General features: G+C 57.4%; 22 protein-coding genes and 2 pseudogenes. 9 read left to right on the top strand and 15 right to left on the bottom strand.

The genetic code is table 11. The features are described 5' to 3' along the window. Positions 1–67: 67 nt before the first annotated feature. The 3 genes from LMH93_RS16965 to LMH93_RS16955 all read right to left on the bottom strand — a co-directional run bounded on the left by LMH93_RS16965 (position 68) and on the right by LMH93_RS16955 (position 2,288). Positions 68–361 carry a DUF1330 domain-containing protein gene (locus tag LMH93_RS16965; RefSeq protein ID WP_083285012.1) on the bottom strand — a complete coding sequence of 98 codons (294 nt, stop codon included), beginning with the start codon at positions 359–361 and terminating at the stop codon, positions 68–70. Next, positions 333–1,049: a type 1 glutamine amidotransferase domain-containing protein gene (locus LMH93_RS16960; RefSeq protein WP_070095682.1), complete on the bottom strand. Its 717-nt coding sequence runs from the start codon at positions 1,047–1,049 to the stop codon at positions 333–335. Before LMH93_RS16960 ends, LMH93_RS16965 begins: the two co-directional genes overlap by 29 nt. 81 nt (positions 1,050–1,130) lie before the next feature. Continuing rightward, positions 1,131–2,288 (bottom strand): iron-containing alcohol dehydrogenase, encoded by a 1,158-nt coding sequence (locus LMH93_RS16955; protein ID WP_070095683.1) that lies wholly within the window; start codon positions 2,286–2,288, stop codon positions 1,131–1,133. Positions 2,289–2,614: 326 nt separating this feature from the next. Between LMH93_RS16955 and LMH93_RS16950 the strand changes: the two genes are divergently transcribed. Beyond that, on the top strand, positions 2,615–2,908 hold the full coding sequence (locus LMH93_RS16950) for a hypothetical protein (RefSeq protein WP_175442710.1): 294 nt from the start codon (positions 2,615–2,617) through the stop codon (positions 2,906–2,908). A 154-nt stretch (positions 2,909–3,062) separates the two neighbouring features. On the opposite strand, the pseudogene LMH93_RS16945 reads toward LMH93_RS16950, so the two are convergent. The 5 genes and pseudogenes from LMH93_RS16945 to LMH93_RS16925 all read right to left on the bottom strand — a co-directional run. Then, positions 3,063–3,908 (bottom strand): annotated as a pseudogene (locus LMH93_RS16945) (ABC transporter permease); the annotation flags it as partial. Beyond that, a complete protein-coding gene (locus LMH93_RS16940; RefSeq protein ID WP_070095748.1) occupies positions 3,908–5,110 on the bottom strand; it encodes an ABC transporter permease in 1,203 nt (400 codons plus the stop codon). The gene LMH93_RS16940 and the pseudogene LMH93_RS16945, both read right to left, overlap by 1 nt. Then, positions 5,110–5,796 carry an ABC transporter ATP-binding protein gene (locus tag LMH93_RS16935; RefSeq protein ID WP_070095684.1) on the bottom strand — a complete coding sequence of 229 codons (687 nt, stop codon included), beginning with the start codon at positions 5,794–5,796 and terminating at the stop codon, positions 5,110–5,112. Before LMH93_RS16935 ends, LMH93_RS16940 begins: the two co-directional genes overlap by 1 nt. Next, the gene (locus LMH93_RS16930; protein ID WP_230065369.1) at positions 5,793–6,371 is read right to left on the bottom strand and encodes an efflux RND transporter periplasmic adaptor subunit; all 579 of its coding nucleotides are present in this window, start codon (positions 6,369–6,371) and stop codon (positions 5,793–5,795) included. The genes LMH93_RS16935 and LMH93_RS16930 overlap by 4 nt, the downstream gene beginning before the upstream one ends. A 57-nt stretch (positions 6,372–6,428) precedes the next feature. Continuing rightward, positions 6,429–6,737: a biotin/lipoyl-binding protein gene (locus LMH93_RS16925; protein ID WP_230064405.1), complete on the bottom strand. Its 309-nt coding sequence runs from the start codon at positions 6,735–6,737 to the stop codon at positions 6,429–6,431. A gap of 746 nt (positions 6,738–7,483) precedes the next feature. Between LMH93_RS16925 and LMH93_RS16920 the strand changes: the two genes are divergently transcribed. The 5 genes from LMH93_RS16920 to LMH93_RS16900 all read left to right on the top strand — a co-directional run bounded on the left by LMH93_RS16920 (position 7,484) and on the right by LMH93_RS16900 (position 17,946). After that, positions 7,484–9,064: a sensor domain-containing diguanylate cyclase gene (locus LMH93_RS16920; protein ID WP_070095685.1), complete on the top strand. Its 1,581-nt coding sequence runs from the start codon at positions 7,484–7,486 to the stop codon at positions 9,062–9,064. Between the two features lie 131 nt (positions 9,065–9,195). Continuing rightward, positions 9,196–10,326: a response regulator gene (locus LMH93_RS16915; RefSeq protein WP_139139753.1), complete on the top strand. Its 1,131-nt coding sequence runs from the start codon at positions 9,196–9,198 to the stop codon at positions 10,324–10,326. Between the two features lie 62 nt (positions 10,327–10,388). Continuing rightward, positions 10,389–12,086 carry a putative bifunctional diguanylate cyclase/phosphodiesterase gene (locus tag LMH93_RS16910; RefSeq protein WP_070095686.1) on the top strand — a complete coding sequence of 566 codons (1,698 nt, stop codon included), beginning with the start codon at positions 10,389–10,391 and terminating at the stop codon, positions 12,084–12,086. 45 nt (positions 12,087–12,131) lie between these two features. Further along, the gene (locus LMH93_RS16905; RefSeq protein ID WP_230064404.1) at positions 12,132–17,015 is read left to right on the top strand and encodes a PAS domain S-box protein; all 4,884 of its coding nucleotides are present in this window, start codon (positions 12,132–12,134) and stop codon (positions 17,013–17,015) included. After that, entirely contained in the window at positions 17,005–17,946 is a 942-nt protein-coding gene (locus LMH93_RS16900) for a diguanylate cyclase domain-containing protein (protein ID WP_070095688.1), read from the top strand. Before LMH93_RS16905 ends, LMH93_RS16900 begins: the two co-directional genes overlap by 11 nt. 104 nt (positions 17,947–18,050) lie before the next feature. On the opposite strand, the gene LMH93_RS16895 is transcribed toward LMH93_RS16900, so the two are convergent. Then, positions 18,051–18,443 carry a hypothetical protein gene (locus tag LMH93_RS16895; protein WP_230064403.1) on the bottom strand — a complete coding sequence of 131 codons (393 nt, stop codon included), beginning with the start codon at positions 18,441–18,443 and terminating at the stop codon, positions 18,051–18,053. 108 nt (positions 18,444–18,551) lie between these two features. On the opposite strand from LMH93_RS16895, the gene LMH93_RS16890 reads away from it, so the two are divergent. Both LMH93_RS16890 and LMH93_RS16885 read left to right on the top strand, forming a co-directional pair. Further along, the gene (locus tag LMH93_RS16890) at positions 18,552–18,893 is read left to right on the top strand and encodes a hypothetical protein (protein WP_230064402.1); all 342 of its coding nucleotides are present in this window, start codon (positions 18,552–18,554) and stop codon (positions 18,891–18,893) included. A gap of 144 nt (positions 18,894–19,037) precedes the next feature. Beyond that, positions 19,038–19,472 (top strand): annotated as a pseudogene (locus LMH93_RS16885) (restriction endonuclease); the annotation flags it as partial. 47 nt (positions 19,473–19,519) lie between these two features. Here the strand turns inward: LMH93_RS16885 and LMH93_RS16880 are convergent. Continuing rightward, a complete protein-coding gene (locus LMH93_RS16880) occupies positions 19,520–19,822 on the bottom strand; it encodes a hypothetical protein (protein WP_070095750.1) in 303 nt (100 codons plus the stop codon). 494 nt (positions 19,823–20,316) lie between these two features. Here LMH93_RS16880 and LMH93_RS16875 point away from each other — a divergent pair, with 494 nt between their 5' ends. Continuing rightward, positions 20,317–21,633, top strand: coding sequence for a hypothetical protein (locus LMH93_RS16875; protein WP_230064401.1), 1,317 nt, complete (start codon positions 20,317–20,319; stop codon positions 21,631–21,633). A gap of 113 nt (positions 21,634–21,746) precedes the next feature. Here the strand turns inward: LMH93_RS16875 and radC are convergent, their stop codons facing one another. The 5 genes from radC to LMH93_RS16850 form a co-directional block, all read right to left on the bottom strand. Next, on the bottom strand, positions 21,747–22,244 hold the full coding sequence (gene radC / locus LMH93_RS16870) for a RadC family protein (RefSeq protein WP_070095693.1): 498 nt from the start codon (positions 22,242–22,244) through the stop codon (positions 21,747–21,749). A 49-nt stretch (positions 22,245–22,293) separates the two neighbouring features. Further along, the gene (locus LMH93_RS16865) at positions 22,294–23,208 is read right to left on the bottom strand and encodes a recombination directionality factor (RefSeq protein WP_070095694.1); all 915 of its coding nucleotides are present in this window, start codon (positions 23,206–23,208) and stop codon (positions 22,294–22,296) included. A 77-nt stretch (positions 23,209–23,285) separates the two neighbouring features. Next, on the bottom strand, positions 23,286–24,290 hold the full coding sequence (locus tag LMH93_RS16860; RefSeq protein WP_070095695.1) for a YqaJ viral recombinase family nuclease: 1,005 nt from the start codon (positions 24,288–24,290) through the stop codon (positions 23,286–23,288). A 76-nt stretch (positions 24,291–24,366) separates the two neighbouring features. Next, a complete protein-coding gene (locus LMH93_RS16855) occupies positions 24,367–25,335 on the bottom strand; it encodes a DUF932 domain-containing protein (RefSeq protein WP_070095696.1) in 969 nt (322 codons plus the stop codon). Between the two features lie 71 nt (positions 25,336–25,406). Beyond that, positions 25,407–25,736 (bottom strand): hypothetical protein, encoded by a 330-nt coding sequence (locus LMH93_RS16850; RefSeq protein ID WP_070095697.1) that lies wholly within the window; start codon positions 25,734–25,736, stop codon positions 25,407–25,409. Between the last annotated feature and the right edge of the window lie 535 nt (positions 25,737–26,271).

The following is a 26,271-nucleotide window of genomic DNA, read 5'->3' as shown; positions in this document are numbered from 1 at the left end:
AATTTGATTTGTTAATGAGGCTGGTAAGTAGACAGAGCCTAAACTGCGGGAATTTCTGGTGCATTTACTAATAATTGATGCCATCAGTCAGGAATACTCGGTAAACCGCACCTTTAAGACGATGTTGCAGTGCCACTTGGTAGGCGGGGCTGGAGTACCACTCTCGAGCTGCTGCTATGTCCGGAAATTGAAGAATGACTGCGCCTTCAATCGGTCCGCCTTCGAGCACCTCCAGTTGGCCGTAGAAGGCCAATGGTGTGAGGTTCCGACCCTGGCGTGCTGCCGGTGCTTTACGGGCATAGAGTTTCAACTCAGCCTCGTCTGTGGTGTGTTCACGTGTGAAGACTACGTAGGCGGACATTGACGTAGTCTTGGGCCAACAGTTTGAGCAGCGAGTGAGCCGTAGCTTCAGAGGAAGCTGGGTTCTGGCCAGTTACGAGCAACCCATCGACTTCGACATGAACGCTCCAGTCAGCACCCTTGGTATAGCGCCCACCATTTGCCTTGAGCATATCCTCTACCAGGAAAGGTACGATTTGAGTTAGACCCACCGCAGCCTCCTCGCTATTGCTGAAACCGGTTACTGTCTTGCCTGCAACCAGAGGTTTGCCATCTACACTCTTGACATGGCGCAAAACTGCTGGTGCGTGACAAACCGCTCCGACAGGTTTGCCGGATTGGATTGATTGCTCGATCAGAGAGATAGAAAAGGTGTTCTCCGCAAGATCCCACAGTGGACCATGGCCGCCAGGGTAGAACACAGCATCAAACTCGGAACTGATCACGTCGCTCAGTTTCTCGGTGTTGGCCAGCACGTGAGTGGCGACTGAATCGGTCTGAAAGCGACGGGTGGCGTCTGTCTGGAAGTCGGGCTCATTGCTCTTTGGGTCGATGGGGGGTTGACCGCCTTTCGGCGATGCTAGGGTCACTTGCACGCCAGCGTCGATGAAGGCGTAGTAAGGCGCGGCAAGCTCTTCGAGCCAGAAACCGGTCTTCTCGCCAGTGTCACCAAGCTGGTCGTGGGAAGTCAGAACGAGGAGAATCTTCATGTCGTATACCTTGCAGTTGTGCGTGCTTGTGTATGTTTTGTAATGCGCTGCCTGTGTGGATAAGCAGTGCTGGAAGTTGGCTTATAGGCTCGCTTCAAGCACACGGCGGCTGACGTCTAAGCTGACGTTGTTGTGTTCGCCGAGCGCGGTGAGGTGGTGTGTGTCGAGCTGGTTTATTAGCGCATCTATAGCGTCAGTGCCGAGCTTGTAGGCGGATAAGTGCGTCGGTAAGCCCAGGCTCTCGAAGAACATGCGGGTCTGTTGTATGGCCATGTCAATCCGTTGTTCTTCGTCCCCTTGGCTGATCTGCCAAACCCGCTCGGCGTACTGCAGCAGCTTCGCGCGCTTGGCTTCACGACGAATCTCTAGGTTCGCAGGAAGTACGATGGCCAGGGTCCGTGCGTGATCGATGCCGTACAGCGCGGTGAGCTCATGGCCGATCATGTGGGTGGACCAGTCCTGTGGTACGCCCGCTCCGATCAGGCCATTGAGCGCCAAAGTGGCCGTCCACATGAGGTTGGCACGCGTGCTGTAGTCCGCGGACTCTTTCAGTACAAGGGGGCCAATTTCGATCAGCGTTTGTAAAAGACCTTCGGCAAAACGATCTTGCACGCGGGCATCGATTGGGTAGGTAAGGTACTGCTCCATGACATGCACGAACGCATCTACCACGCCGTTTGCGAGTTGGCGGGCAGGGAGGGTCTGGGTCTTAGTAGGATCAAGAATCGAGAATTGCGGGAACACGTGAGGGCTGCGAAACGGCAACTTGTCTTGTGTCGCTCGGCGAGTTACCACTCCGCCGTTGTTCATTTCTGAGCCAGTTGCGGGCAGAGTTAGTACGGTACCGAATGGCAAGGCTTGCCGAATACTTGCGCCCCGCGTTTCAAGGATGTCCCAAGCATCACCGTCGTAGCCAACAGCGGCGGAAACGAACTTAGTGCCATCGATGACCGAGCCTCCACCAACGGCTAGTAGAAAGTCCAAGCGATGGAGGCGAACCGTATCAACGGCCCTGATTAGCGTTTCGTAGCTGGGGTTCGGCTCTATACCCCCGAACTCCTGCACCTCCCGGAAACCTAATGCCTCTCGGACTTCGTGGAGCGTCCCGCTCGCACGAGCGCTTTGGCCACCATAGAGCAGCAGAATGCGGGCTTCAGTCGGAATCAGCTCATCCAGCCGGGCAATAGTTTGGTTACCGAAGATAATTCGCGTGGGGTTGTAGAGGTCAAAATTGAGCATAGATTTCTCTACTCCTTAAAAGTAGACCAGTCGTATAGTTTTCGGTGGAATTTTTATGGCAGAAGCTCGTCGGCGTGCATTACGAACCAAATAGCTGGAGATTGGTTAGAGCTTGCTTCTAAAGGCAACCAAGTTGGTGTGGCATTCGCCTGTAGTCCTGGCCCCGAGCCAAAGGCGTTGCCGCCAAGCAGCGTAAGCTCCGCGCGATGTCGAGGGTTGTTGCTAGGCACTGATGATAGGGCATCGGGAGTCATAGGTTTACCGTATCAAAAAAATAGACCGGTCGTCTACTTTCGGTTGTGGATAATCTATACAAGGCTGTTTCGATGGTTGCTAATGAAGCAGCAACAGAAGCTTCATTGGCAGCGCATCGACTGATGCAGCCAAGCGTTACCACGCGGACTTCGCTTTGTAGCAGAAGGATCTGCCTGAGACACAGAGCCTCAAGGTTGCTCTTATCTGCAGCTTTGCCCGAGGGTAACAAAGACGGACTGTTTGGCGAGGATGAGTTCGAGGCGGAAGGTCTGGCTCAAAGTGCGCGGAATTTTCTGGACGCCGCGATCATGGATTACAATTCACTTTTATCGAAGAACAACGGGCTTGCGGTCACGACGCAATGAGCACTGGGCAAGCTGGCGGTGTGTTTTTCAAGCGTTATCTCAGGCCGGCTTGATGTTGGAGAAGCCTAGGAAAGAAAAAAGCAGCCCACCAGCCTGAGACAGCACTCGGCTGTTTCAGGCTGATTTTCTCGGTTTGCGGAAATTGTTTGCTCTGCGAAATGCCCCCCAAGGCACCGATGGCCGGTCTCAGTGTGCGGAGAACGCGGTTGAAGCTGCGCAGCATGTCGTCCTGGGTAGTCAGGCTGAAGTCCTCCACGCTGTGTCGTTCGCGGAGCACCTCGCGAATCTGCCGGCTCAATGCCCGTGAAGTAGTGCCTGCGCCGAATACCACATGGGCCTTGACCACCCCGGTGCGGTTGAACAGGCTTTGCGCCCAGTCCACCGGGATGTAGGCGATATCGTCGAGGTTGAAACCGAGCAGCTGGCCTTTCTCCGCCATCACGCCGATCACCCGGAAACGCACGCCGCCGACACGGATCAGCTCACCCAGCGGGTTGCGCGTCCCGAACAGTTCGGTACGCAACTGATGGCCGAGCACCACATAGAGCGGCGAACGGCCGTCACGCGCCGGCGGCAGGAACTCGCCCAGGCTCAGTTTCATGCGCCAGGCCTGCGCCATCTGATGGCCGCCACCGAGAATGTCGCTGCGCCGGCTCAGTTGACCGAACTGGATATTCCTGCTGCCCTGAATGATCGGCACCGCCGCCTCGACATGCGACAAGCGCCGCAGAGCGTCGGTGTCACGGATGGTCAGTGGCCGCACGCTGCCGAGCAGGCCGCCGAGGCCGCTGGTCTGGGGCTTGCCCGGGCGCACGGTGATGATCCGCGTACCAAACTGCGAGAAGTTCTCCAGCGCATAGCCGCGTACGCCTTCGCCTATGGCTGTGAGCAGCGCCACGGCGGCTATGCCGATCGCTACCCCGAGCAGGGTCAGCAGGCTGCGCAGCGGGGGGCAGGTCAGCGCCGAGCTGGTCAGCCGGAATCCATCTTGCCAGCGCATCAGTGCGCCCCCGGCGGGCGTAGCGCCGCCACCGGCTCCAGCGCCGAAGCTCGAGCGGCCGGCAGCCAGGCGAACAGCAGCGCCGTGCCGAGTGCCAGCAGCACTGCGCCAGCACGCGCCCACCAGGGGGCATAGAGCGGTAGATCGAACGCCAGGCGCCCCAGCCAGAGCAAGGTTTCGGCCAGCAGCAGCCCTGCCAGCGCCCCTGTCAGGGCCAACAGCGCCGCCTCGCCGAGGAACAGCAGTCGCAGCTGCGCCGCCGTCACGCCTATGGCTTTGAGCAGGCCGATCTCGGCGCTGCGCTGGCTGACTGCAATCCAGGTCACGTTCATGATCAGGATGCCAAGGCTGATCGCGGCTATGCCGGCTACCGCCAGGGTCAGCACCGCGAGTATCTGGTCGAAGGCGCTGAGCAGGCTGTCCTGGCTGACCAGGGTGACGTCCCCCTCACCTTCGTGGCGCTCCTTGAGCGCGGCGAGTATCAGCTGCTGGCTACGGTTGAGAAAGCTGGGACTATGTACCTCGACAAACACCCGCGACAACACCTCGCTATTGAACAAGGCCTGGGCACTGGCCACCGGGATGATCAACATCTCGGCGAAATCCACTCCCAGCGACTCGCCCCGCTCATCGAGGATACCGACCACCCGGAAGCGCCGGTCGCCGGCGCGCAACCATTCACCCAGGGCCGGGCGAGCCCCGAACAGCTCGCGCCGGAGTTTGCCGCCTATCACGCAGACGGCTTCGGCCTTCCCAGGGTCCAGCGTCGGCAGGGGCTGGCCCTGGACGATCGTCAGTTGGCGAATGGTGAAGAAGTCCCGAGTTGTGCCAAGGGGCAGCACCTCACGATTGCGGTTGCCGACTATCACCTCCATCTGCCCGGCCTGCTGCGGCGCGACCCGGCGGATGCCCAGTAACTGGGTGATGGCCTGAACATCCTGCAAGGTCAACTCGTGCGGCGTCAGCCCGGTGAGCGGTGGCATTCGCCCGGTGGTTTCCTTGCGCCCCGGGAAAACGATCAGGATGTCACGCCCAAGCAGCGAGAACTCGTTCAGGACGAAGGCCCGCGCCCCTGCGCCAAGACCGGTGAACAGATTGACCGCGACAACCCCGATAGCGATGGCCAGCAGTAGCATCAGGCTGCGCGAGCGATGCCCGCGCAAGGCACCTAGCCAGAAGCCCAGGGCATCGGCAGCGTGCATCAGGTCGGCGCCCACTGCGGCGCAATACTGTGGATCCGCCCATCACGCATGTGTCGCTGGCGCTGTGCGCGGGCGCCCAGGTTGGAATCGTGGGGCACCACTATCAGGGTCAGGCCCTCGCCGTTGAGCTCCTCCAGCAGGCTGAGGACTTCTGCACCGGCCTGGCTATCGAGATTGCCGGTGGGCTCATCGGCCAATAGCAGCGCCGGTTGCATGACCATCGCTCGGGCTATCGCGACGCGTTGGCGCTGGCCACCGGACAGCTCGGCCGGGCGGTGGGCAATGCGCTCGCCCAGCCCCAGGCGTGCCACCAACTGGCTGCTGCGCTTGCGCCGTTGTGCGGCACCGATGCCAGCGAGGACCATCGGCAGCTCGATGTTTTCCAGCACCGTCAGCCGCGCGATCAGGTGGTAGGGCTGGAACACGAAACCTATCAGTCGGCTGCGCAACTGGGCGCGGCGCGCCTCGCTCAGCGCCGCCGAGGCCTCGCCCTGCAGCCAGTATTCGCCGGCGCTCGGCGCATCGAGCAAGCCGAGGATGTTGAGCAGGGTCGACTTGCCCGAGCCCGACGGTCCCATTACTGCCATGTAGTCGCCGGCGGCGATGTCCAGATCCAGACCATCCAGCCCCATCACCTGCTGTTCGCCCAGCTGGAAGCTGCGGCTACTGCCGCGCAGGCGGATCATTTCTCGGCCTCCTCGGCATCCACCGGAATCACCGCCACGGTATCTTTGAGACCTTCTTGCTCGTGGCTGGCGACAATACGTGCGTCCTCGTCCAGCCCCGCCAGCACCTCGGTCCAGCCCCAGTTGCTCAGCCCGGTTTGCACCTGCACCTCGCGCAATACCCGGGCGCTCGGGTCATATCGCAGCACGCGCTGCCCCTCCAGCAGGGTATCGGTGGGGATGCGCAAGGCTGCCGCGTGCTGCTCCAGTAGGATATCGACATCGGCGCTATAGCCGGTGAGCAGGGCCAGGTCTGCTGGCGGTTGGTCGAAGCGCACCTCGACATCGACGGTGCGCGCCTGCTTCTCCAGTTCGCGAACATAGGGCGCGATGCGGCTGACGCGCCCGGTGAAATGCTGATCACGGAAGGCATCCAGGCTGATCCGTACGGTGGTGTCGGGGTGAACCCGGGCACCGTCCACCTCATCGATTGGTGCCTCTACATACGGGCAGCTGTCGTCTATCAGGTCGACTGCCGGCGGCGTGGGAATACCTGGCGGCGAAGGGGTGACGAACTCGCCGAGTTCGCCGTTGATTTCTGCGACGATGCCCGCGAATGGCGCACGCAGTGGCGTCTGTTCCAGCAGTGAACGCTACAACTGCAGGCTGGCGTCGGCCTCGCGGATCAGCACGGCACTGGCACTGCACATCAACTTCGCCAGTTTGGCCTTGGTCGCGGCCTGATCGAGGCGATCGGCGGCAATCAACTTGCGGTCGGCCAACTGGCCCAGGCGATCAAGGTCACGCCGGTAGAGGAGAGCTTGCTGGCAGCGCTGTTCGCGGGTGTTGCGCTGGGCTTCCAGCCGCGCCTCTGCCTCCTGCAGCCTGGCCTGTTGCTTGGTTTGCCGCAGGCGCATGAGCACCTCACCCGGCTGGACCCGCTGGCCCTCGCTGACAAGCAACTCGGCAACCTGGCCGCCGACACTGAAGGACAGGTGCGAGCGTCGACAGGACTTCAGCGTACCGCGCGCGTATTGGCCACCACCGTCTCCACCGGTCCCCGCTCGACCTCCAGCCGCCCAACACCACGAGACAAGCCAGGATCGACGAGCCAACCAATAATTTGCGCATGGACTACACCTCCTCCCATATGGCTTGAGCCTAGATCAGGAGGGTGAAAGGTCCATGCGAACGTCATTTATCCGTCGATTCTCGGATTAGCGTCAGATAAATGGTGTTCAAGGTTTTTGCGAGAATGGCTTTGGTTCGGGCATTAAAAAGCCGGCTTTTGGTTAGCTTTTTATTCACATAACTTTATGAAAATAAACATTTTTCAGATTCTGTTAGGTGCTGAAATCCCCCAGTTGATCCCCCATTTTTTCATCTTTTTTGCCCGGCATTTGCGCGGCTTTTTCGGTCGGCGGGCATTAGAAAATTTCGCCTGGGGCTGCCTGCGCGGATTTTTGCGCTCAGTGCAGTGACGTCATCTATTGGTGTGCTCACTCCCGTAGGGTCAGCCACCGAGATTTTTTGTTCCGCAGTAAACCCGCCGAGGGTTATCCCTTGGTCACGGGCGCTCAAGCATGAGAAAATCGTTGAAATCCTGGTGTTGCAGGATTGCCAAGGGGCTAGAGACGCTTGGGGTCATCTTCCTCTTTTGATTGCTGCGATTTCGCCAAAGTTGAATTTCATACCTCCGGAACGCCAAATGCCTTCCCAGCCAAAACCTAGATTGAACTTGCGCATCGTTTTGCTTGTGTTTGCGATGTTCAGTGCCGTTGCCACGCTCGCCAACACATTTTGGGTAATGTTCAACATTCAAAAGCAAGAGCTTGTTGAACGCGCGCTGGATGGCAACCGTGCTTACGCTACGCGTATCGCCGACGCTCTAGAGGGGGTGTTGAGTTCTGACCTTGACCGCCTGAAATATAGTTCGACGGTTGTTTCGACGACGTTCTCCAATCGACAACTACTGGCTGTCGAGGCCCGGCGGCTGCTGGAACAAGACAACAGTTTCAATTCCGTGCTAGTCACCGACGCTGCAGGAATCATCGTGGCATCCGCACCAGAAGGGTTGCAGTTGAACGGCAAGTCTTTGCAAGGCCGTGAGCCCCTCGAACGACGAAGTGCAATGATCAGTAACGCATTTCAATCGATCACTGGCAATTTGGTGGTTTTTGTATCGCATCCGGTCTTCGATGCCAATGGGCAGTATCTTGGCCTGGTAGGGGGAACCATCAGACTGGAACAGCAGAATAGGCTTCGAGCACTGATGGATCTCAACCGTCGACAAAACGGAGCCTATGTCTTTCTCGTGGACAATCAGCGGCGCGTGCTTTATCACCCTGATGCTCAGCAAATAGGTCGGGTGCTAGGTCCTGATCGGATTGTTGATGCTGCACTGGGCCAGGCGACTGGCTCTCTCAAGGCGCTCGACGGGGATGGAAAAGAGATGCTTGCAGGTTACGCAGGTATACCGAGTAGTCATTGGGGCATTATTTCGCAGCAGCCAATGGCCGTTGTCCAGGATGCATTGAGTGTTAGCGCGTTGAAGGTGGCTAAAGGGATCGTGCCACTGGGCATGCTGGGTTTGTTACTGATCTGGTGGTCTGGGACGAGAATCTCCAGGCCGCTGTCCCGGCTGGCGGACAGTGCCAAGCACCTGGACGTACCTGAAAGCTACGAACGCATCAGTACAATCCCTGTCGACTATGTGGAAAGCTGGCAGTTACGTCGGGCACTTTTATTGAGCACCACGCTATTGCAGGAAAAGATCGGAAAACTCAATCGCCAGGCTCAGTGTGACCCACTCACGGGATTGGCCAATCGTCGGGCCATGCAGGAAACGCTCACGGTTTGGTTGTCCACAAAGATGACCATCGCTGTGATTTCCTTGGACATTGATCATTTCAAGCGTGTTAACGACACCTTTGGTCATGGCGTCGGTGACGAGACGCTGCGTGCTGTGGCTGGGCTGATGAAGCAGAACTCCCGGCCAACCGACCTGCTTTGCCGGGTTGGTGGGGAAGAATTCGTATTGCTGCTACCCGAAAGCTCCGTTGCTACTGCGGCAGAGATCGCAGAGCGTTTGCGCTTGTTGATCGCATCGACCGCTCTGGAGACTGTCGGGCACATTACTGTTTCGCTGGGGGTAGCGCTTTGGCGATCCGGCGGTTCGATGGACGAAGTGTTCGAGAGGGCGGATCAACTGCTTTATCGTGCAAAGCAACTAGGGCGTAACCAGGTGGTGGCAGAGCGACCAGGCACGGTTATCAAAGCCGTGAGCTGAGACATCCTTCACCAAGGCGTGCTATACCCTATGCATCCGCAGCCTGGGTGCCGTCGCGTATCAACGTTAGCGGATTATGATCGGGGGCATCAGTGCAACCGGCTCAGCCTTCGTCAATGGAGTGATCAGTATTGTCGATACGCATCATGGTGGTGGACGATGATCCGTGGATGTCTGAGCTTATTCGCCAGATGATCCAGTCATCTCGACCTGCGGCCGAGGTCGAGTGTTTTTCCTGCGTTGAAACTGCGCTGGCTGCTTGGCGCAGTGGGCTTTATCAGCTGGTGCTGTCGGACTGGAATCTTCCCGACGGCGCAGGCGTAGATTTGCTTCGTACTATTCGCATGTCTGATTCAGAAATACCTTTGGTGGTCATAACTGGGCGCTCTGACCGGCAGAGCGTTTTGGAAGTAAGGCAGTTGGGTATCAGTGCCTACATCACCAAACCTTTTGATATTCCAGCCGTCATGGCAAAGATCAATGGACTATTGCCAGAGGACGAGCCGGCTCCTGCGGCGCCTGCCCTCAGTGATAGCCTGGAGACTTATCTGGGGCAGTTGTCTGCCTCTGATCTGGACCTGCCACTGTTTTCCAGTGTGAAGGAAAGCCTTCAGCAGGCGTTCAGTGGCGTTGCGACGGATTTTCGCGAGCTTGCTATTCACTGGCAAAACGAACCGGCGCTGTGCGCTTACCTCATTTCGGCCGCGAACAGCGCCACTTATGGGGGAGGGTTGCACCCCTGTGAGGGCTTGGCGCAAGCATTGACGCGCCTTGGCGGGCGAACCGCACTTAACTTGGCGATAGCAATGGCATTGCGTCAGTCATCGGTGATTGAAGATCCGCTTGTTGGATTATGGTTACACGAGCAGTTTGTGGCCTCGGAGCGTTTGGCTGAGCGAGTTGTATCACTCGCCAGGCAATGCGCCTTGGATCCGGGGCCACTGCACGCCGCTGCTTTGTTGCACCGGATCGGCGAATTGTGTGTCTTGTATCAGGTGGATCTTTGGGCTGGGCGCGGACATGCGGTTGATGACGGGATGTTATCGGTGGCACTTGCCAGGTACGGGCGGGCCTTTGCGCTTGCGCTGAAGGCGCGTTGGGCGCTGCCGATGTCGATGCGTGAATTGATTGGCGCTGTTTACGCGTTGCCGAAGTCTCACGTGCACCGTGATCAGGTCATCATGCGCTTGGGGGCGGCGATCGAACACGATGAGTCCGTGGAAACGGTCGCACGTCTGAAAGCTTTGGCGGGGCTTGCCTGACTGCGCATTTCGCAGTTGATCGTCTAGGGTGACGCTGAGAAATGGACTTCCAGGAGTCAGAAATGTTTGATCTGGCAGAGCAGATGAACCCCGTAATCCTGATCGTTGATGATCAATCAAGCGATCTTGAAATTCTTCAAGATTCTATCAGCAGCCTCGGTGAGGTCCATGTTGCCCATGACGGCCGTGAAGCGCTGCAGGTGGCGGGGCAATGTCGCCCAGATCTAATTCTGATCGACATCGAGTTACCCGACATGAATGGCTTTGAACTGTGCCGGGCGATCAAGACCGACCCGAAGCTCTGTGATGCTGCCATTTTGTTCGTCAGCTCCCATACCCATTGTGACAACCAAGTGCGCGCCTTGGAGTTCGGAGGCGTAGGTTTTATTCAAAAGCCCATCAATGTCCCTGTGGTAAAGGCCCATGTGCGTGCACACCTGAATCTGCGCAGCGAAGCCAAGCGATTGGCCTATTACGATGCGCTTACGGGTTTGCCTAACCGTCAACTGTTCACCAACCGCTCGTACCAAGCGATCCAGCAGGCCAAGAGCAACGGCGGTAAGGTCGCGTTGTTACTGTTGGATCTGGATCATTTCAAGAGCATCAATGACTCACAGGGGCATTCAGTTGGAGATGCCATTCTCAAGTGCGTCGCCGAGCGCTTGAGCAGCAGCTTCCGTCCCATGGACACGGTGAGCCGGCAGGGAGGCGACGAGTTCGTGATTTTGCTGCCGCAGGTCACTCGGCTAGAAGCTATCGGTGATTTGAGCGAACAGTTCTTGAAGACGCTTGCGTCCCCCATGCAAATTGGCGAAAGGCGTTACAGCATCACGGCAAGCATTGGCGTCAGCATTTACCCCGAGGACAGTACCGATCTGGAGGCGCTATACAGCCATGCAGATGCGGCTATGTACCAGGCAAAGCGTGAGGGTAGGAACCGTTCCCGTTTTTTTTCCAGGACATTGGAAACCATCGCACGTGCTAGGCATATCCTCGAACAACATATGCGCAGCGCTTTGGAAGAGGGGTTCTTCGAGGTTTTCTACCAGCCCAAGATGGATGCACAGACCGGATGCATGCGCGGCATGGAGGCGTTGATTCGCTGTCGGCAGTCCGACGGTACATTGGTCTCACCTGCTGAGTTCATTCCAGTCGCAGAGGAAACTGGGTTAATTGTTCCGTTGGGGCGTCAAGTGTTGGCGCAGTCGTGTGCAGACGCATGCACACTGTTGCATTCAGGTTTTCAAGTTCCTGTCAGCGTTAATATTTCCGCTGTTCAATTCCGTGAAGATAATTTCTTCGACATGGTACGTGGGGAGCTCGAGGATTCAGATCTTCCTGCACACATGCTTGAGTTGGAAATCACCGAGGGAGTATTGGCAGACAATGTTTCCAAAGCACGGGAGGTGCTTGAGGCACTGAAAAACTTGGGTGTGCGGGTCGCGATCGATGATTTTGGCACTGGGTACTCCAGTCTTAGTTATCTCAAGCAACTGCCTATCGATGTGCTGAAAATCGACAAGAGTTTCGTGCAACACATGCTCGACGACCACAGTGATGCCGCCATCATTGAGGCCATCGTGCGCATGGGCCAGGCATTGGAGTTGGAGTTGATTGCCGAAGGAGTGGAAAACCAAGAGCAGGCAAACAAACTCATGGCATTAGGTTGCAGGTTCATGCAAGGGTATCACTACGCCCGACCAGTGCCCTTTGTGCAGCTGCGACAGATGTTGAAGTGCGGCAAGCTGAAACTCGTTTAGGGCAATCGATTTTTCTCGTTCGGCCAGCCGCGATGTGGGGTGAAATTGAAAGATCGCATTCTGAAATTCGGATCTGTTACAGCGCTGAGCGCTGTTCTTGCGTCAGGATTGGTAATTACGGTTCTGGCCACCTACGGTATGATGGAGCACAACAGTGCGCAGGCCAAGGCCGCATTAACCCGTGCAGTCCAACGCACGAGCGAGGCGGTTGCTGCACGCATTTATCTCTATCAATTTGGCTTGCGGGGCGCGCGTGGCGCTATTCAGGTCATGGGCGAGCAGCAGGCCAGTCGTGATGGCTTTTTAACCTACAGCAAGACTCGAGACTTTGATGCCGAGTTTCCTGGGGCTCGCGGGTTTGGTTTCATCCGTCGTATCCCAGCCAGTGTAGAAACCACCTTTCTTCAAAAGGCCCGGCTCGACGGGAAACCTGACTTCACGCTACACCAGCTCTCCCCGCATGATGGCGAGCGCTTCATCATTCAGTATGTCGAGCCGCAGGCGAGGAACCAGGCAGCGATTGGCCTGGATATCGCGTCCGAGAAAAACAGGCGAGAGGCCGCTGAGGCAGCGCTACAGAGCGGCGAAGCGCGGCTTACAGGCCCGATTACGCTCGTCCAGGCGACGGGCAGGCCACTGCAGTCGTTTCTTTTCCTGTTGCCGATTTACCGAACGGTCACCACGCCGGACACCGTTTCCGAACGCGTGGCACAAGGATTTGGTTGGAGCTATGCGCCGCTGCTGACCGAGGATGTCCTGACGGGGCTTCCATTGCCCTCCGATGGTGTGCGGTTGCAGTTGCGTGATGCGACTGATCCGGCTGCTCCGGTGCAGTTCTATGAGCGTAAACAAAGCAGCGAGGACGAGCAGGAGGTCATGCGTACCCAATTGACCCAGGTGGTTTTTGGTCGTCGCTGGGAGATCGAGTTGGTTGCATATCCCTCTTTCGTAAAGGAGTTGCGTCAGTTTTCTCCGCGTAGCACCTTCGCCATTGGGCTGGGCAGCACCTTTTTGGTCATGGCATTGTTGGGCATCTTCAGGGTCAGCCGTAGGCGTCGACGCGACATTCTCGCTGAACAGGCCAAGCTCGCGGCCATTGTGGAAAATTCCAACGACGGAATCATTGGCCTGACCTTGGATGGCATCGTTACGGCGTGGAACCACGGGGCCGAGAAGATTTTTGGCTATAGCAGCGACGAGGCGCTGGGTCGTACCTTGGTAGGCTTGGTATTGCCCGTCGAGTTGGCGGATGAGGAATTTCATTTGCTGGGCAAGATCGCGCGGAGCGAGCGCATCGAGCATTTCGAGACGCGTCGCGTGCGCAAAGACGGCCAGTCTTTGGACGTTTCGGTAACAGTATCTCCTATTTGTGATGCTGCCGGGCGGGTCGTCGGAGCCTCCACGACAGTTCGCGACATCACCCCGCAGAAGCGGGCAGAGGCACGCATTCTCGAGCTGAATGTCGGCCTGGAGCATCAGGTGGCCGAGCGCACTACAGAGCTCCGCGAGCTGAATGCCCTGCTGACCAACGTTCTGCACTCGGCATCACAGGTCTCGATCATCGCCACCGACCTCACGGGCATAATCACGGTTTTCAACACCGGGGCTGAGCAATTGCTTGGCTATACAGCCGAGGAAGTTGTTGGCATTCACACCCCTGGTATTTTCCACCTGGCTGAGGAGATGGCGACGCGTGGCGAGGCGTTGAGTCGGGCGTATGGCGAAACGATAAAAGGTTTCCGCGTCTTTGTGCAGAAGGCTTCATTGGGCGAGGCGGAGGTTCGGGAATGGACATACGTGCGCAAGGACGGCACGCGGTTCAGTGTGACCTTGCTGGTCACCGGTATGCACAATGCTGATGGCATGTTGAGTGGTTACCTGGGCATCGCCATCGATATCAGCCAGCGCAAGCAGGTAGAACAGCGTTTGGCCGACAGCCTGACGCTGACAGAGACCATTCTCGATACTGCAGTCAACCCTGTCATCAGGATCGACCAAGCGGGGGTGATTCAATCCTGTAACCGTGCCACCCAGACCGTTTTCGGCTACCTGCCTGACGAGCTTGTTGGCAGCAATGTGCGAGCTTTGTTGCCCGCATTCTCCGAGGATTTCTTATCGCCCTCGAAGGATGCGCATGGTGATCCAGCCAGCAGCGATACGGCAGGGGTTTCCCGAGAAGTGCAGGCTCGACGAAAAGATGGACACATCTTCCCCTCACAAATCACACTGGGCGGCATGCAGATTGGCGGTAAGCCCATGCTTGTTGCCGTACTCTTCGATCTATCTGAGCAACGCCGTCAGCATGATGCCATCACTTCGGCCCGCGACCAGCTGGCCTTGGCTTCAGACGTGGCGAAGCTGGGAGTATGGACGTGGTCGCCTGAAGAAAATGATCTGCAGTGGAATGATCGGATGTTCGAAATTTACCAACAGCCGCTCGCCTTGAAAGTATCAGGCCTTGGTTATGAGCACTGGCGGGAGCGGTTGCACCCCGACGATGCGGAAACCGCCAGCAGGTGGCTCCAGGGCTTGCTGGAAGGGAACGGCGTGTTCGAGACATTGTTCCGTCTTCAATTACCCAGTGGCGATATCCGTTATGTTCAGGCCGCTGCCAGGATAGAGCATGTTGCTGAAACCGGCTGCCAGAAAGTCACGGGGATCAATCGGGATGTCACAGCAGAGCACGAATTGCAGGCAAGTTTGTATTTCGCCAAGGAGCAGGCGGACGCAGCCAGTGCCGCCAAGAGTGCTTTCCTGGCGAACATGAGCCATGAGATCCGCACTCCCATGAATGCTGTACTGGGCATGCTGCATTTGGTTCAGGCCACCCAGCTTGATTCGAGGCAACTTGACTATATCCGCAAAGCGCACGGTGCGGCCAAGTCTCTCTTGGGGCTGCTCAATGACATTCTTGATTACTCCAAGATCGAGGCCGGTAAGTTGCAGCTCGATCCACATCCTTTCGAGCTCAATCGGTTAATGATGGACCTCGCAGTGGTGCTGTCGGGCAATCAGGCGGATAAAGACGTCGAAGTGCTGTTCGATCTCGATACCTCCTTACCTGAGTGCCTGGTTGGCGACAGCCTGCGCCTTCAACAGATTCTCATCAACTTGGCTGGTAATGCGCTGAAGTTCACCGAGTGTGGTGAAATTACCGTGAGCCTGCGTGAGTGTGTTCGTCATGCCGATGCTGTCCGGTTGCGAATTGCTGTGACCGACACTGGAATCGGTATCAGCGAGGAGCAGATCGAGCGAATTTTCGACGGGTTCAGTCAAGCCGAGGCATCCATCAGTCGTCGCTATGGTGGAACAGGCCTTGGGCTGGTGATCTGCAAGCGGTTGATTGAACTGATGGGCGGCACGCTGCAGGTGGAGAGTCAGCAGGGTAAGGGCAGCTGCTTCTGGTTTGAGCTGCAGTTTGCCTTGGCGAATACCACGGAGACTGAGGAGCCGGCAGCAACAGCTAGCGCTGACCTGAGGGTGTTGGTAGTCGACGATAACGACACCGCCCGTGAAGTACTCGCAAGAACGGCTGTCGCGTTAGGCTGGCGGGTAGATCAGGCCAGTAGAGGGCGTGAGGCTGTGGAGCGCGTGGTAAGGGCTGCGGATGTGGCCCCTTACGATGTCGTGCTGATGGACTGGCGTATGCCGGACATCGATGGCTCGACTGCAGCACGCCTGATGCAGGATGCGATGGTTGGTACTGCGCCGGTGGTGGTAATGGTTACTGCGCACAGTCACGAAGTGTTCGCGGATTTACCGCAGGGAACTCATGCGCCTTATGCCGCTGTCCTGAGTAAGCCCATCACCCCGAAGCAACTTGTGACTGCTGTGGAACTTGCCGTCTCGGGACCGCAACCTTCTGATACTACTGCGCACGTGAGCCCGGTAGCCAGGCTTGAGGGCATCAAGTTGTTGGTGGTTGAGGATAACCCGCTCAATCGCCAAGTGGCTCAGGAACTGCTAGAGCTCGAGGGGGCCAAAGTGACGCTGGCCGAGGGGGGGCGGCTGGGCGTTGAGGCTGTGATGCAAGGCACACAAACCTTCGACGCCGTACTGATGGATGTCCAGATGCCTGATATGGACGGGCTGGAGGCGACTCGCCGGATTCGTCAAAACAAGTTGCATGCCGGCTTGCCCATTGTCGCCATGACGGCCAACGCCTCACTCTCCGAGCGACAGGCGTGCTTGGCTGCGGGAATGAATGAACATGTGGGCAAACCTGTCGACCTGGAGAGACTGGTCGTTGTGCTCACGCAGCTTCTGGGCCGTGAAGAGCCTGTCCGGTCCTCTCCTCAGGCAGATGATCCGCCGGATGATGAACCCACCGAGAGTGTATTGCGGCGATTTGGTGGCAACTTGACGCTGTTGCGTAACGTGCTGCAGCGTTTCCCGGATGAGATGCGACAGAATCTTGATCAGTTGGAGCGACACTGCAGGAGTGCTGACAAATCCGGTGCGCTGATGCAATTGCACACCATCAAGGGCAGTGCAGGTACCATGGGGGCCAGTGGTCTGGCCGCGCTGGCTGCTGAGCTGGAGCAGCGCCTGCTGTGGGCGTCGGCAGAGGACGGGCAATCGTTCATGGCCAGCCCTCGCTGGCTATCGCACCTGCACATGCAACTGGCGTCCGACCGCGCTCGGCTCAATCTTGCCTTTGCCGCGCCTATGGCGTCCGTTATTGAACGCCAATCTGCAATGACGGAACGGGACTGGGAGAGTGACTTGGGTTACTTACGTGAGCTGTTGGTCAACAGCAATCTCCTCGCCCTCCAGCGGGCTGAAGCCTTGCAGGAGGGGGTTCCGCTGCAGAGTAAAGCGCTTTACGAGGCGCTCAAGCAGGCCGTTGACGACCTCGATTTCCATTCAGCGACCGTCTGGTGCGATAAGTTGGCTCATTCAATCAAAAGGAATGTTGATGGACGATGAATCTAGCCGCGTGCGGGGTAAGCCACGTTTACTGATCGTGGATGATCAGCCGCTCAACATCCATGCACTGAATGAGCTGTTCCGTGCAGACCATGAGATTTACATGGCCATGGATGGTAATAAGGCCGTGGATATCGCCCTGACGCAGTTCCCGGATCTGATCTTGCTCGATGTGATGTTGCCTGGCATCGATGGCTACGAAGTGTGTCGTCGTTTGAAGGCCAGTCCGTTGACTGCGGACATACCTGTGATATTCGTGACAGCCAAAGGGCAAGAAGCAGACGAGGCAAAAGGACTTGAGCTTGGAGCCGTCGACTACATAAGCAAGCCATTTCATCCCGGTATTGCCCGTGCTCGGGTGAAAACCCACCTGACTTTGAAGTTACAAAGCGATTACCTCAAGAGCCTAGCGTCGCTCGATGGTTTGACAGGCATAGCCAACCGACGCGCCTTCGAGCAACACCTCAGTGATACGTGGGGTCACGTGTGCCGTGATGGAGGGTGGCTGGCACTGATCCTTATCGACATCGATTACTTCAAACGCTTCAATGACCACTATGGGCATTTACAAGGCGACCAGTGCCTTTGCCGTGTGGCGCAGGCACTAGTCGATGTGATCAAGCGCCCATTCGATATGGTCGCGCGCTTTGGCGGAGAAGAGTTCGTCTGCATTCTGCCTGGCACCCACCTCAATGGCGCCGCCACCGTTGCCGAGCAGCTATCCACTGCTGTACAGCGTCTGCAGATCCCTCACGTGAAGTCACTCGTTGCTGACAAGGTGACGATCTCACAGGGGGTCGGCTGCCTCCAGCCTAAACCCGGGCAGGACGCCCATCAGCTGGTGGCGCTGGCAGACCAAGCCTTGTATCAGGCCAAGGAGAATGGTCGAGCAAGGTTCAACCTGTCGGAGATTTGCAGGGGCTTGCGGTAATCAACGTGCAGTGGGGCATCGATACACGTCCCAATCATCAGCCAGCAGCACGGACTTGATGGGGGCGCATCGCTTAGCCAGAGCCACGGCAAAATTTGCAGGCGTCACCCCAGCGAAGGCGCAACCATCTCGCGGGCTTTGATCTCAACTTCGGCAAGGTCCTTGAGGCGCTGGCTGGCATCTGCATTTACGCGCCCATCCCAACCGTACAGATACAAGTCATCCCGCCAGGCCAGCAACGCAGCGGCCACACCCAGTTCATCTGCGGAAAAACTGGCGTGATAGAAGCGCAGGGCGTTATTGCAGTGTGCCAGGCAATCTCGATACGTAGCTGTGCGTTGCGCCGCGCAAGGCTGGCATGCCACCAGACCCAGTTGAGTTTCCAGAATATCCAGCAAGCCCTGTGGCCCGACTGTCAAAACCCCCAGCCGATTGCTCGCCAGGGTTGCACGCTGGCCGTCTAATTGCATTCCGAACGTGATGCGCATTTCAGACACGTTGACGCTCCTTGTGAATGATCTTGAGGTTGATTGGGTGGCGGCGAAATGTGATGAAAGCTTAAGGAGTTTCTCACGACGGCCGCCAGTTGGGTCGGTGGTACTGCCGTGGCAGCGACGCCACTTGGCTGGGCTTTAGGTACTGCGGCAGCCGGTGGCGTTCTGGCCTACGGGGTCTCCCGCTGGATTCGTGGCGGCGCAATGTCAGAGGGGCGCAAGCGGGAGTTGTTGCTGGTGTATCAGGAACGATTGGCCGAGGTGGAGGCCAAGGAGCGCATGGGGACGGTCACGTTGTTGAACAAGTCCGGATTTATTTCGTCACTGCGAGAGGTGATCGAAAAAGATGTCCTCAGTGCCGATAAGGCGCTGCGACTGATCGAGGCGGTGGAAGGCGGGAAAATGGCGTTGCCTGAGGCTTATCGATTGGTCAATGGGCTCTTGCTGGAGTAGTGCGAAAAGGGTGCAGTCGTAAGCAAAACGTCGATGGATCATCCGATCACGACACGTCTTGTCGCGCTACTCCCTCATGCTCGCCTCATTAGCAGAACGTATGTTTTACATCGATCCGAACCGCTTGAGTCAGGCCACCATACCGGGAGCACGTTGTACGTGGACTTCCATACCACCAAGCCCGTGCGTGCTGTGACCAAGTGCCATCTGAACTTGATGGTTGCCGATACGGCAAAATGGGAGCAAAGCGTAGGGTTCTTGCTGGATATCCATCCCGGCGTAACCAAGTGGGTCAAGAACGATCGACTGGGCTTTACCGTCGGCTATCGCAAGCAAAACATCAAGCACAGCTACATCCCTGACTTCATCGCCGAGTTGGACATCGGCATGAAGCTGATCATCGAGGTGAAGGGGCAGTACAACGACGATGCAGATCTTAAAGCCAAGGCTGCCCAGCGTTGGGTGGACGCAGTGAACCGCGGGGGCGAGTTCGGGCTTTGGCACTACTTGGTTGTGCAGGATCCTACGAAGCTCGGAGCAGAGATCGATCAGCTGAGTTTGGAGAAGCTACAGGGTTAGCTCGCGAAGTGGGGGGGCGCTCGTTGGAGCGTCCCTGTTATGTCGGATTACAACCAATGCTCCGGTACTTCGATCTCGTAGTTCTTCGCCACGGTCTTGAGAGTGGCGAGAATCTCGGCATGGCGTGCCTGGTCAGTCGCTTGCCAAGTAGATCTGCGCTCCAGAAGACCTTTGAGTTCGCCCAGGTTGTACATGCGCAGGCGGTGGAAATTGCTCCAACTGGGGATGCCGAACAAGTTGTAGATGACCACGGTGGCGTCGCGTTCGCTGGCCAGGCGCTTGTTCCCGCTGAGCTTTTCGGCAGCGGCTTCGGCTTCGTCCCGGTCGTCATAGGTGTTGAGCAGTTTCATCAGTGTTTGGCTGTAGTTCAATTGGGCAGTGGATTCTGCCTGAGTGGGGAAAAAAGAGCATTCAAGGATCTGTTTAAGGGAGGGGGAAGGTGAGTGAAGTTGTACATCCTATCCCCACTCTGACGTATTTCAGAACCTGTCGGGCCGCGTTCGCCAGCCGCCTCCTGCCGGGCGCCACTACAGAGAGCCTTCAAATGCAGTCACCACCACCGAATTACTGCAATGTCGGCAAACCTGCCAGCAGCGTCTGAGGCAAGCGCTGGGGCTGACTGCGTTGGGACTGCTGATGTGCGTCGCCATGCAGGGGCTGTTGCGCTACCCCTCCTGTCAGTTGGCCAGCAGATTGAGCCGCGCTGGCTGCTTGCGTCGCTACCGGCTTGTTGCTGCTGCTCGGGCTACTCGCATGGGGCGTCTGCTTATTCCATTGGATGCATCTGCAGCGTTATGCCAAGGTGGTCGATTGACTCCACTGAGTCCTCGCCATTCGTGAGTTGTTGGCGGCTCGCCAGGCACTGGCCGTCGCCCGGGAGCAGGCCGGGCAGAGCCCCCTGAACACAAGCGCGCTGCATGCACTTCAACCACAGTTGGAACAGCACCTGGACGGGCTCACCCGGCAGTACCTGCAGCTGCGTCTGGCGGCCGATGTGACAACCGTTCGCAACCATTGCCGGCAGCGCCTGCAGGCTATCCGTAGCCGGACACCTCTGATCCAGGCGGAAACTATTGTGCGCGAAACACTGCAGCGCCTGCAGCAGCGGTGCGATCAGCTCAGCGACCAGTGGGAAGAGACCTACGAGAAGTTCTCCTGGTTGAACAAGATAAAGTACTCCGACGGCCCAGATTTCAGAAAAATAGATCAAGTCATCAGGCAACTCAAGAAGATGCATGACAGGTTGCTGGCTCAGCACGCTGAAGACTTCACCTGCCTCGATAAGCACTTTTCCGAACTCAAATATCGTGCTGAAGCACGCATCACCACCAGCCAAAAGCAGATTGAGCAGTTCATCGCCGATGAAGTGACTCGTGGGCAGGAAAATGAGTTGCCGCTCAGGGCCGGGTTCATGCTGTCAGCCCTGTCGGTGCCACTTTCCCTGTGGGATGACTTCACCACGGCAGGCAACATTTACGACGCCCTGCGGAGCGTCAACGGCAACTATGCTGGTATGAGTGATGGTGAAATCTGGCTGGAAACCCTGTTCATGTCCTCAGATAGCCTGGTTGGGCTGACCTCCCTGGCCAAAGGCGCCTATTTTGAGAAACTGGTGGCGAGCGATACCGGGGGGGGCCTTTTCGAATACTTCAACAACCCCGGCACCGATATCGTCATCGACGGTGTGGCCTACCAGATCAAGGCCACTTCCAGTACCACCTACATCAACAGCGTAGATGCTGACATCCCGGTTATTGCAACCTCGGAAGTGGCCGAGCGGACTCGCGCCATCGACTCAGGCTTCAGCAATATCGAGTTGGAGCATTCGGTAGACCTTGCACTTGGCGGCTCGGTGGTCGACTCCGAGGACACTGTCCTCGATGCATTGCTCTCCGGGGTTGGCGGGCTCGGGTTGTTTGCCACCATTCAGGGCATCAACCATGCCGCAGAGTACTACGAAAACGGCGGCGATGGCGTAGAGGCTCTGTTTGCAGGAGCAGGCGTGGCCATTGAAGGCACCGCACGGGCGCTGGTGGGTACTGCAGAGCTGGGTTACAAGGTGCTCGCTTCCGCCCCTAGCCGCTATATCGGCCGGACACTGCTGGCTGGGCTGAAAAAGTTCGATGACAAAATGACGGACGCGGGCTCTAGGCCCAAATGAGTAGCTCCAGCTGGGGCACCGACGCAAAAAAATAAGACCTCGAATCAGCTGCCTCCATGGTGATCTTTAGGGCTCAGCCCTAAAGATCACCATGGAGGCATTATGATGTCGTTTTACAAAAGACCTCGTTCAGCCAACGAGACGCAACCTTCATGGCCAACCACCACATGATCTAAGATGCGGGTGCCGACCATGTTCAAAGCGTTCTTGAGGGTGGTGGTTAAGGTACGATCAGCTTGACTGGGCTCTGGGTCACCGGAGGGATGATTGTGAACCATAATGACGGCCGCAGCATTGTGCTCCAAGGCGATCTTGACCACCTCTCTCGGGTACACGCTCGCGCCATCCAGAGTGCCTCTGAACAGTTCTCTAAAGCCTATGACCCGATGTTTGGAGTCGAGCAGCAGAAGGGCAAAGACTTCATACTCGTGGTACTGCAGCAGTGTTTGCAGGTGACTGAACACCTGCTTCGGCTCAGTCAGTGCCCGGCCTTTAGACAGACGACTCATGGCCAGTTGTTGCGCCATCTGCAGGATGTCGGCCTCGGTGACGGGGGACTCCATGACGTAGGTGCCACTCGCTTCACCGGCTTTGAGCTTGTGATATTTCATGACGGTATTCCTGTAAGAATGGGGAAAGCTGGGGAGGTTGAGCAGAGCTTTACTGAACGGAAGGCCTAGTGCTGTGCTCGATAGCCTGAGCCTCCAGCTTCTGAGCCAGTGAGGGCTTTGACGGTGCTGTCGGTTTGGCCTCTGCGTTGCTGGGTGGGGTTTCAGCAGCGGGAAAAAACTCCTCGACAATGGCGCCACTGTCCTCCTCGTTGTCTTCAAAAGCGCCATTGTTAAAACCTTGTCGGGCTGCGTGATCCAAGGCGCTCTGGTCAAAGCCCGAGGCTTGCCGGGTTTCCTCCAGTTGCTTGGCGGCGAGCAAGGCATCTTCTAGGGGAAGTCCACTGCGCACCGTGATATCGACGTAGAATATCGGCGTGCCGTGGCTCTGACGGGTGGATTTGCCACGCAGACGCAGCTCCAATGGCAACCAGGCCAGGCGATTGCCAGAGATGGCTTGCAGGTAATGCAGGCGCGCTGCCAAGGTGCGGATGCTGTTGAATCCAGTGGTCCGGAAGACAAAACTGCCCAGTGGGTCGTCATCGCCAATCACCACGTTCAGCCGACCGTAAGGCTTGCAGGCATTGCCTTGGGCCAGTGGGCAGCCATCGGGTGAAGGGCAGGGCAGCGATTGGATGCCATCCTTGGTCAAACGCTTGCACGTTTCACCGTTGCCGACGCATAACGGTCTGCCGGTGGTACGGTCGAACAGGCTGTAGTCCGCGCGAAAGTTGAGGTCCGGTTCGTTGAACAGCAATCGGATCGGAATGCTGCGCAGCTTGCCATCCAGGCCATTGCGCAGTTCCTCATTGAGTGGATGCAGTAACCAGCCGTCACGGCTCTGGACTTGCGAGGTGATGGTGAACTGATCATCTTTCTCGGGCAGGCGCTTGCCGTTTTTCTCGACGATCTTACCGATGGAAATGCGCCCGAGTACCGGCGGAGTGATGGCTAAACCTTTGAGCATGGTGGTGCTCCTTGATCTGAAAATAAAAAAGCCACCGGGACGTGAACGGTCCGGGTGGCTAGGGTGAGCAGGTTGTTTCAGGCGAGCAGGAAGCGACGAGTGCCTGCTTTGGCCTTGGGGTAGCGAGCCTGCAGGTAGGGCTTGTCTTTGAGTATCTGTTCGACATCCAGACCAATGCTGTCCTTGGATTTCTTCCAGCTGATGTAGCCCTCAGCAAACTCTGCACGGGTGGCTTCCCCCATGGCCTGCTGCAGAATTTGCTTGAGCTGCGCCTCACGCGTTTCCTGCTGAGCAATGTTCTGACGAACTGACTTGAGCTCCAGGAAGGTGCTGGTCAGCGCCGTGTGCTGGCTGAAGTCCAGCGTCTGTCCGTTATCCTCGGGGTAGAGGCAGCGCAATGCCGCTTCCGCAGACGCTGTGCCATCGGCCGGTGGAGGGGTGTCGCTGACGACGTAATCCCAGAACAGCCGTTCTAGGTCAATCAGTCGAGCAATCAGCGCCTCGTCGCGTGTGATGCGATGGATTTCCAGATGCTGGCCACCGAGCAGCACGGCCACATCAGCGGCCTGCTTGCCAGTGACTGCGAGCTGGTGCATGACTTGTAATTGCACATATTCGGGCACGCCCTCTTTCCAGAGGCGTGCCCCGTTTATGCCGGCAGTCTTGCATTCAAGGATCTGAACATCGTCGGCACCGATCACCTCGCGGTCGATATTGGCGAGCATCCAGGGGAGCGCCGGATCGGGATGCTGTAGTACAGCGTTGATCCGTCGAACCTTGTGTTGGCTGCGCTTGCTGTAGTGCCAAGCCACGATGGGCTCCAGCACATTGCCCCAGTACAGCGGGCTTTGCTCATCGTGAGGATCGACCTTGGGCATGCTGGCATCGCGACCGGTCTTCTCCAGCCACAGCTCCAGCTGCGACTTGTAGGGATTCAGACCCACCGCAGCGGCAGCATCCGAACTGCCGATGCCTTGCTTGCGGATCTGCAACCAGTCCTCGCGGGGCAGCTCCTTGGTGCTGACCAGGCGCAGGGCGGGGCGTTTCTGGCGGGTGCTGCTATTCAATGACGTTGCTTTCATCGTCTTTACCTGCTGGTATAAAAAACGCCCGACCAGCACATGGCTGACCGGGCGCAAGGGGTGAGGTAAGTAAGGGTTAGGCGGCGAGTTGCAGAGCGGCATCCAGGGCGCGTTGCTTGATCTGCGCCCCCTGACCGAACCATGCCGAGTCCAGGCGGTACTCGTTACTGCGGGCACGGCGTTCGTGGTCGACGTACTCGGTCACGGCATTGAGCAGGCCCCAAGCAGTGCCGCGTGCTGAGTCCAGTTGGCTGCCACGACCACGGCCCTCGTACAGTTCCTGGACCTTGCGTAGGGCGCGCTCGTTGGGCAGTTGCTCCGGCAGAGCGCCGGTCGGGCTGGTCTCACACACCACGTTCATGAAATAGCCTAGCGCTTCATGCCACTGCACCTTACGCTCGGCCAAAGCTCTCATGCGATACATAAACTCGTCCCATTGCGAGACGGCGATACCGAGTTGCTTCTTCACCGCCTTGGGATCGAAGCGGGTGTTGTGTGGCACCTTGATTGCCCGGCTGCTGCCGTCGAGGGCGATGGTCAGGGTGTTATTGCAGACTACGCGCACGGTGGTCGGCGTGGCGGTGGTGGCCAGGGTGCCGTCGCAGGAGGTTGCCAGCAGCAGATAGCCATTCACTTGGTCGTTACCTTTGAGCTCTGTGCCTTGGCCGGTACGTGCCAGCGCCCAGAACTTGCGCCCACCCTTGAGCACGCCAGCCGTTTCCAACTCGTAACCGGAGGCGTCGGTGAGGTCGCGATAAAACTCCAACACTTCACGCGGCTGCACCGTGTGGTAGCGCTGCGAGACCACCGACAGCGGAGCTTTGGTGTCTGAACGGTAGAGCACTTTCTGTTCGGGGAAGGAGTGGATAGTGCCAAGGTGACCGACAGTATCCGACTTGAAGTGCACTGGGCTTTCCTGGATCTGCCAGTCCATGCCGGCTTCACGTTGCCAGACCTCGATAGGCTGGTTACGGGGAAGTTGATTGCCCAGGCCATGCCAGGGAGTAGCGCCAGCGTAGGCCATGGTTTCAACGAGATGAGCCATGAGAATGATTCCTTACGAATGAAGGGGAAAGAGCGTCGTTTCATCAACGAGCGACGCCTGTTCACAACGGCTTAACGGTTGACGCTAAAGCTGTAACCGCACTTCAGACATTGGTAATTGGCCAGCACCTTGTCGTCGATCTGCTCGCCCAGCGTGGCCCCGGCAATGCCACCCGCGACCCCGCCAAACAGACCACCCAAAATCGCCCCGGCGATGCTGCCGATCGCAATGCCCACCGGCCCACCGACTACACCCAGTACCGCGCCAGCTTCCGCACCTGACAGGGCACCGGCGGCACCACTGGCTGCACCGCCTGCAGCGCCAATTAATCCGCCCGTTTGTTTCCCGAGATTTTTCGTGATGACACGTCCTGAATTACAGCTTGGGCAAGGTGTATACATACGCAGATCCTCTCCAGTGATGAGCGTGCTGAGCCAAAGCCTGGCACGCAAAATCCCCAGCGGCAGTTGATACTGTGGGGCGTTCACAGAGGTGATATAGGTCTGAGTTTTTTTTGATTCAGCTCGTACCGGATCACCTATGTACGGCACAGCCGTTAATAACTGGCCATTTGAAGTCCTCGTGGTGACATGAATACGGTAGTGCCGTAAGTTTTTACAAGTTTTCGGTATGAAGTGTCTACATGACTCAAGTTTGCAAGCGGCGCACGCCTGTCGGCTCATACGGCTTTGGCTTTCAATGAAAATGGAATCTTTTTTGATTTTATTGATTGAGATTTCTTGCTTTTTTCCTGGGGTATATTTCTGCTGGGGGTATTTCTTGGGGGAGGGCTGCATGTGCGGCATAGCTACTGTTACGGTTAAAGTAGTATGCGTCTAATAAGCATCGATGCAGTAATTAATAATTGATGTGGTTGCTATGTATTCTGCCGTGATAGATAGCGCTCACCAATAGGGCGCTATCATGTTATTGGTT

This window comes from Pseudomonas sp. CIP-10, from assembly GCF_020911845.1.
GTDB classification, from domain to species: Bacteria; Pseudomonadota; Gammaproteobacteria; order Pseudomonadales; family Pseudomonadaceae; genus Aquipseudomonas; species Aquipseudomonas alloputida.
This window is presented reverse-complemented; position numbering and strand designations above follow the sequence as displayed.

Bases quoted from the DNA above. Each gene is read 5' to 3' on its own strand.
- LMH93_RS16880 (WP_070095750.1), bottom strand. From the start codon at position 19,822: ATGAAACTGCTCAACACCTATGACGACCGGGACGAAGCCGAAGCCGCT.
- LMH93_RS16935 (WP_070095684.1), bottom strand. From the start codon at position 5,796: ATGATCCGCCTGCGCGGCAGTAGCCGCAGCTTCCAGCTGGGCGAACAG.
- LMH93_RS16965 (WP_083285012.1), bottom strand. From the start codon at position 361: ATGTCCGCCTACGTAGTCTTCACACGTGAACACACCACAGACGAGGCT.
- LMH93_RS16855 (WP_070095696.1), bottom strand. From the start codon at position 25,335: ATGGCTCATCTCGTTGAAACCATGGCCTACGCTGGCGCTACTCCCTGG.
- LMH93_RS16900 (WP_070095688.1), top strand. From the start codon at position 17,005: ATGGACGATGAATCTAGCCGCGTGCGGGGTAAGCCACGTTTACTGATC.
- LMH93_RS16850 (WP_070095697.1), bottom strand. From the start codon at position 25,736: ATGTATACACCTTGCCCAAGCTGTAATTCAGGACGTGTCATCACGAAA.
- LMH93_RS16910 (WP_070095686.1), top strand. From the start codon at position 10,389: ATGTTTGATCTGGCAGAGCAGATGAACCCCGTAATCCTGATCGTTGAT.
- radC (WP_070095693.1), bottom strand. From the start codon at position 22,244: ATGAAATATCACAAGCTCAAAGCCGGTGAAGCGAGTGGCACCTACGTC.
- LMH93_RS16865 (WP_070095694.1), bottom strand. From the start codon at position 23,208: ATGCTCAAAGGTTTAGCCATCACTCCGCCGGTACTCGGGCGCATTTCC.
- LMH93_RS16940 (WP_070095748.1), bottom strand. From the start codon at position 5,110: ATGCACGCTGCCGATGCCCTGGGCTTCTGGCTAGGTGCCTTGCGCGGG.
- LMH93_RS16950 (WP_175442710.1), top strand. From the start codon at position 2,615: ATGGTTGCTAATGAAGCAGCAACAGAAGCTTCATTGGCAGCGCATCGA.
- LMH93_RS16960 (WP_070095682.1), bottom strand. From the start codon at position 1,049: ATGAAGATTCTCCTCGTTCTGACTTCCCACGACCAGCTTGGTGACACT.
- LMH93_RS16920 (WP_070095685.1), top strand. From the start codon at position 7,484: ATGCCTTCCCAGCCAAAACCTAGATTGAACTTGCGCATCGTTTTGCTT.
- LMH93_RS16860 (WP_070095695.1), bottom strand. From the start codon at position 24,290: ATGAAAGCAACGTCATTGAATAGCAGCACCCGCCAGAAACGCCCCGCC.
- LMH93_RS16955 (WP_070095683.1), bottom strand. From the start codon at position 2,288: ATGCTCAATTTTGACCTCTACAACCCCACGCGAATTATCTTCGGTAAC.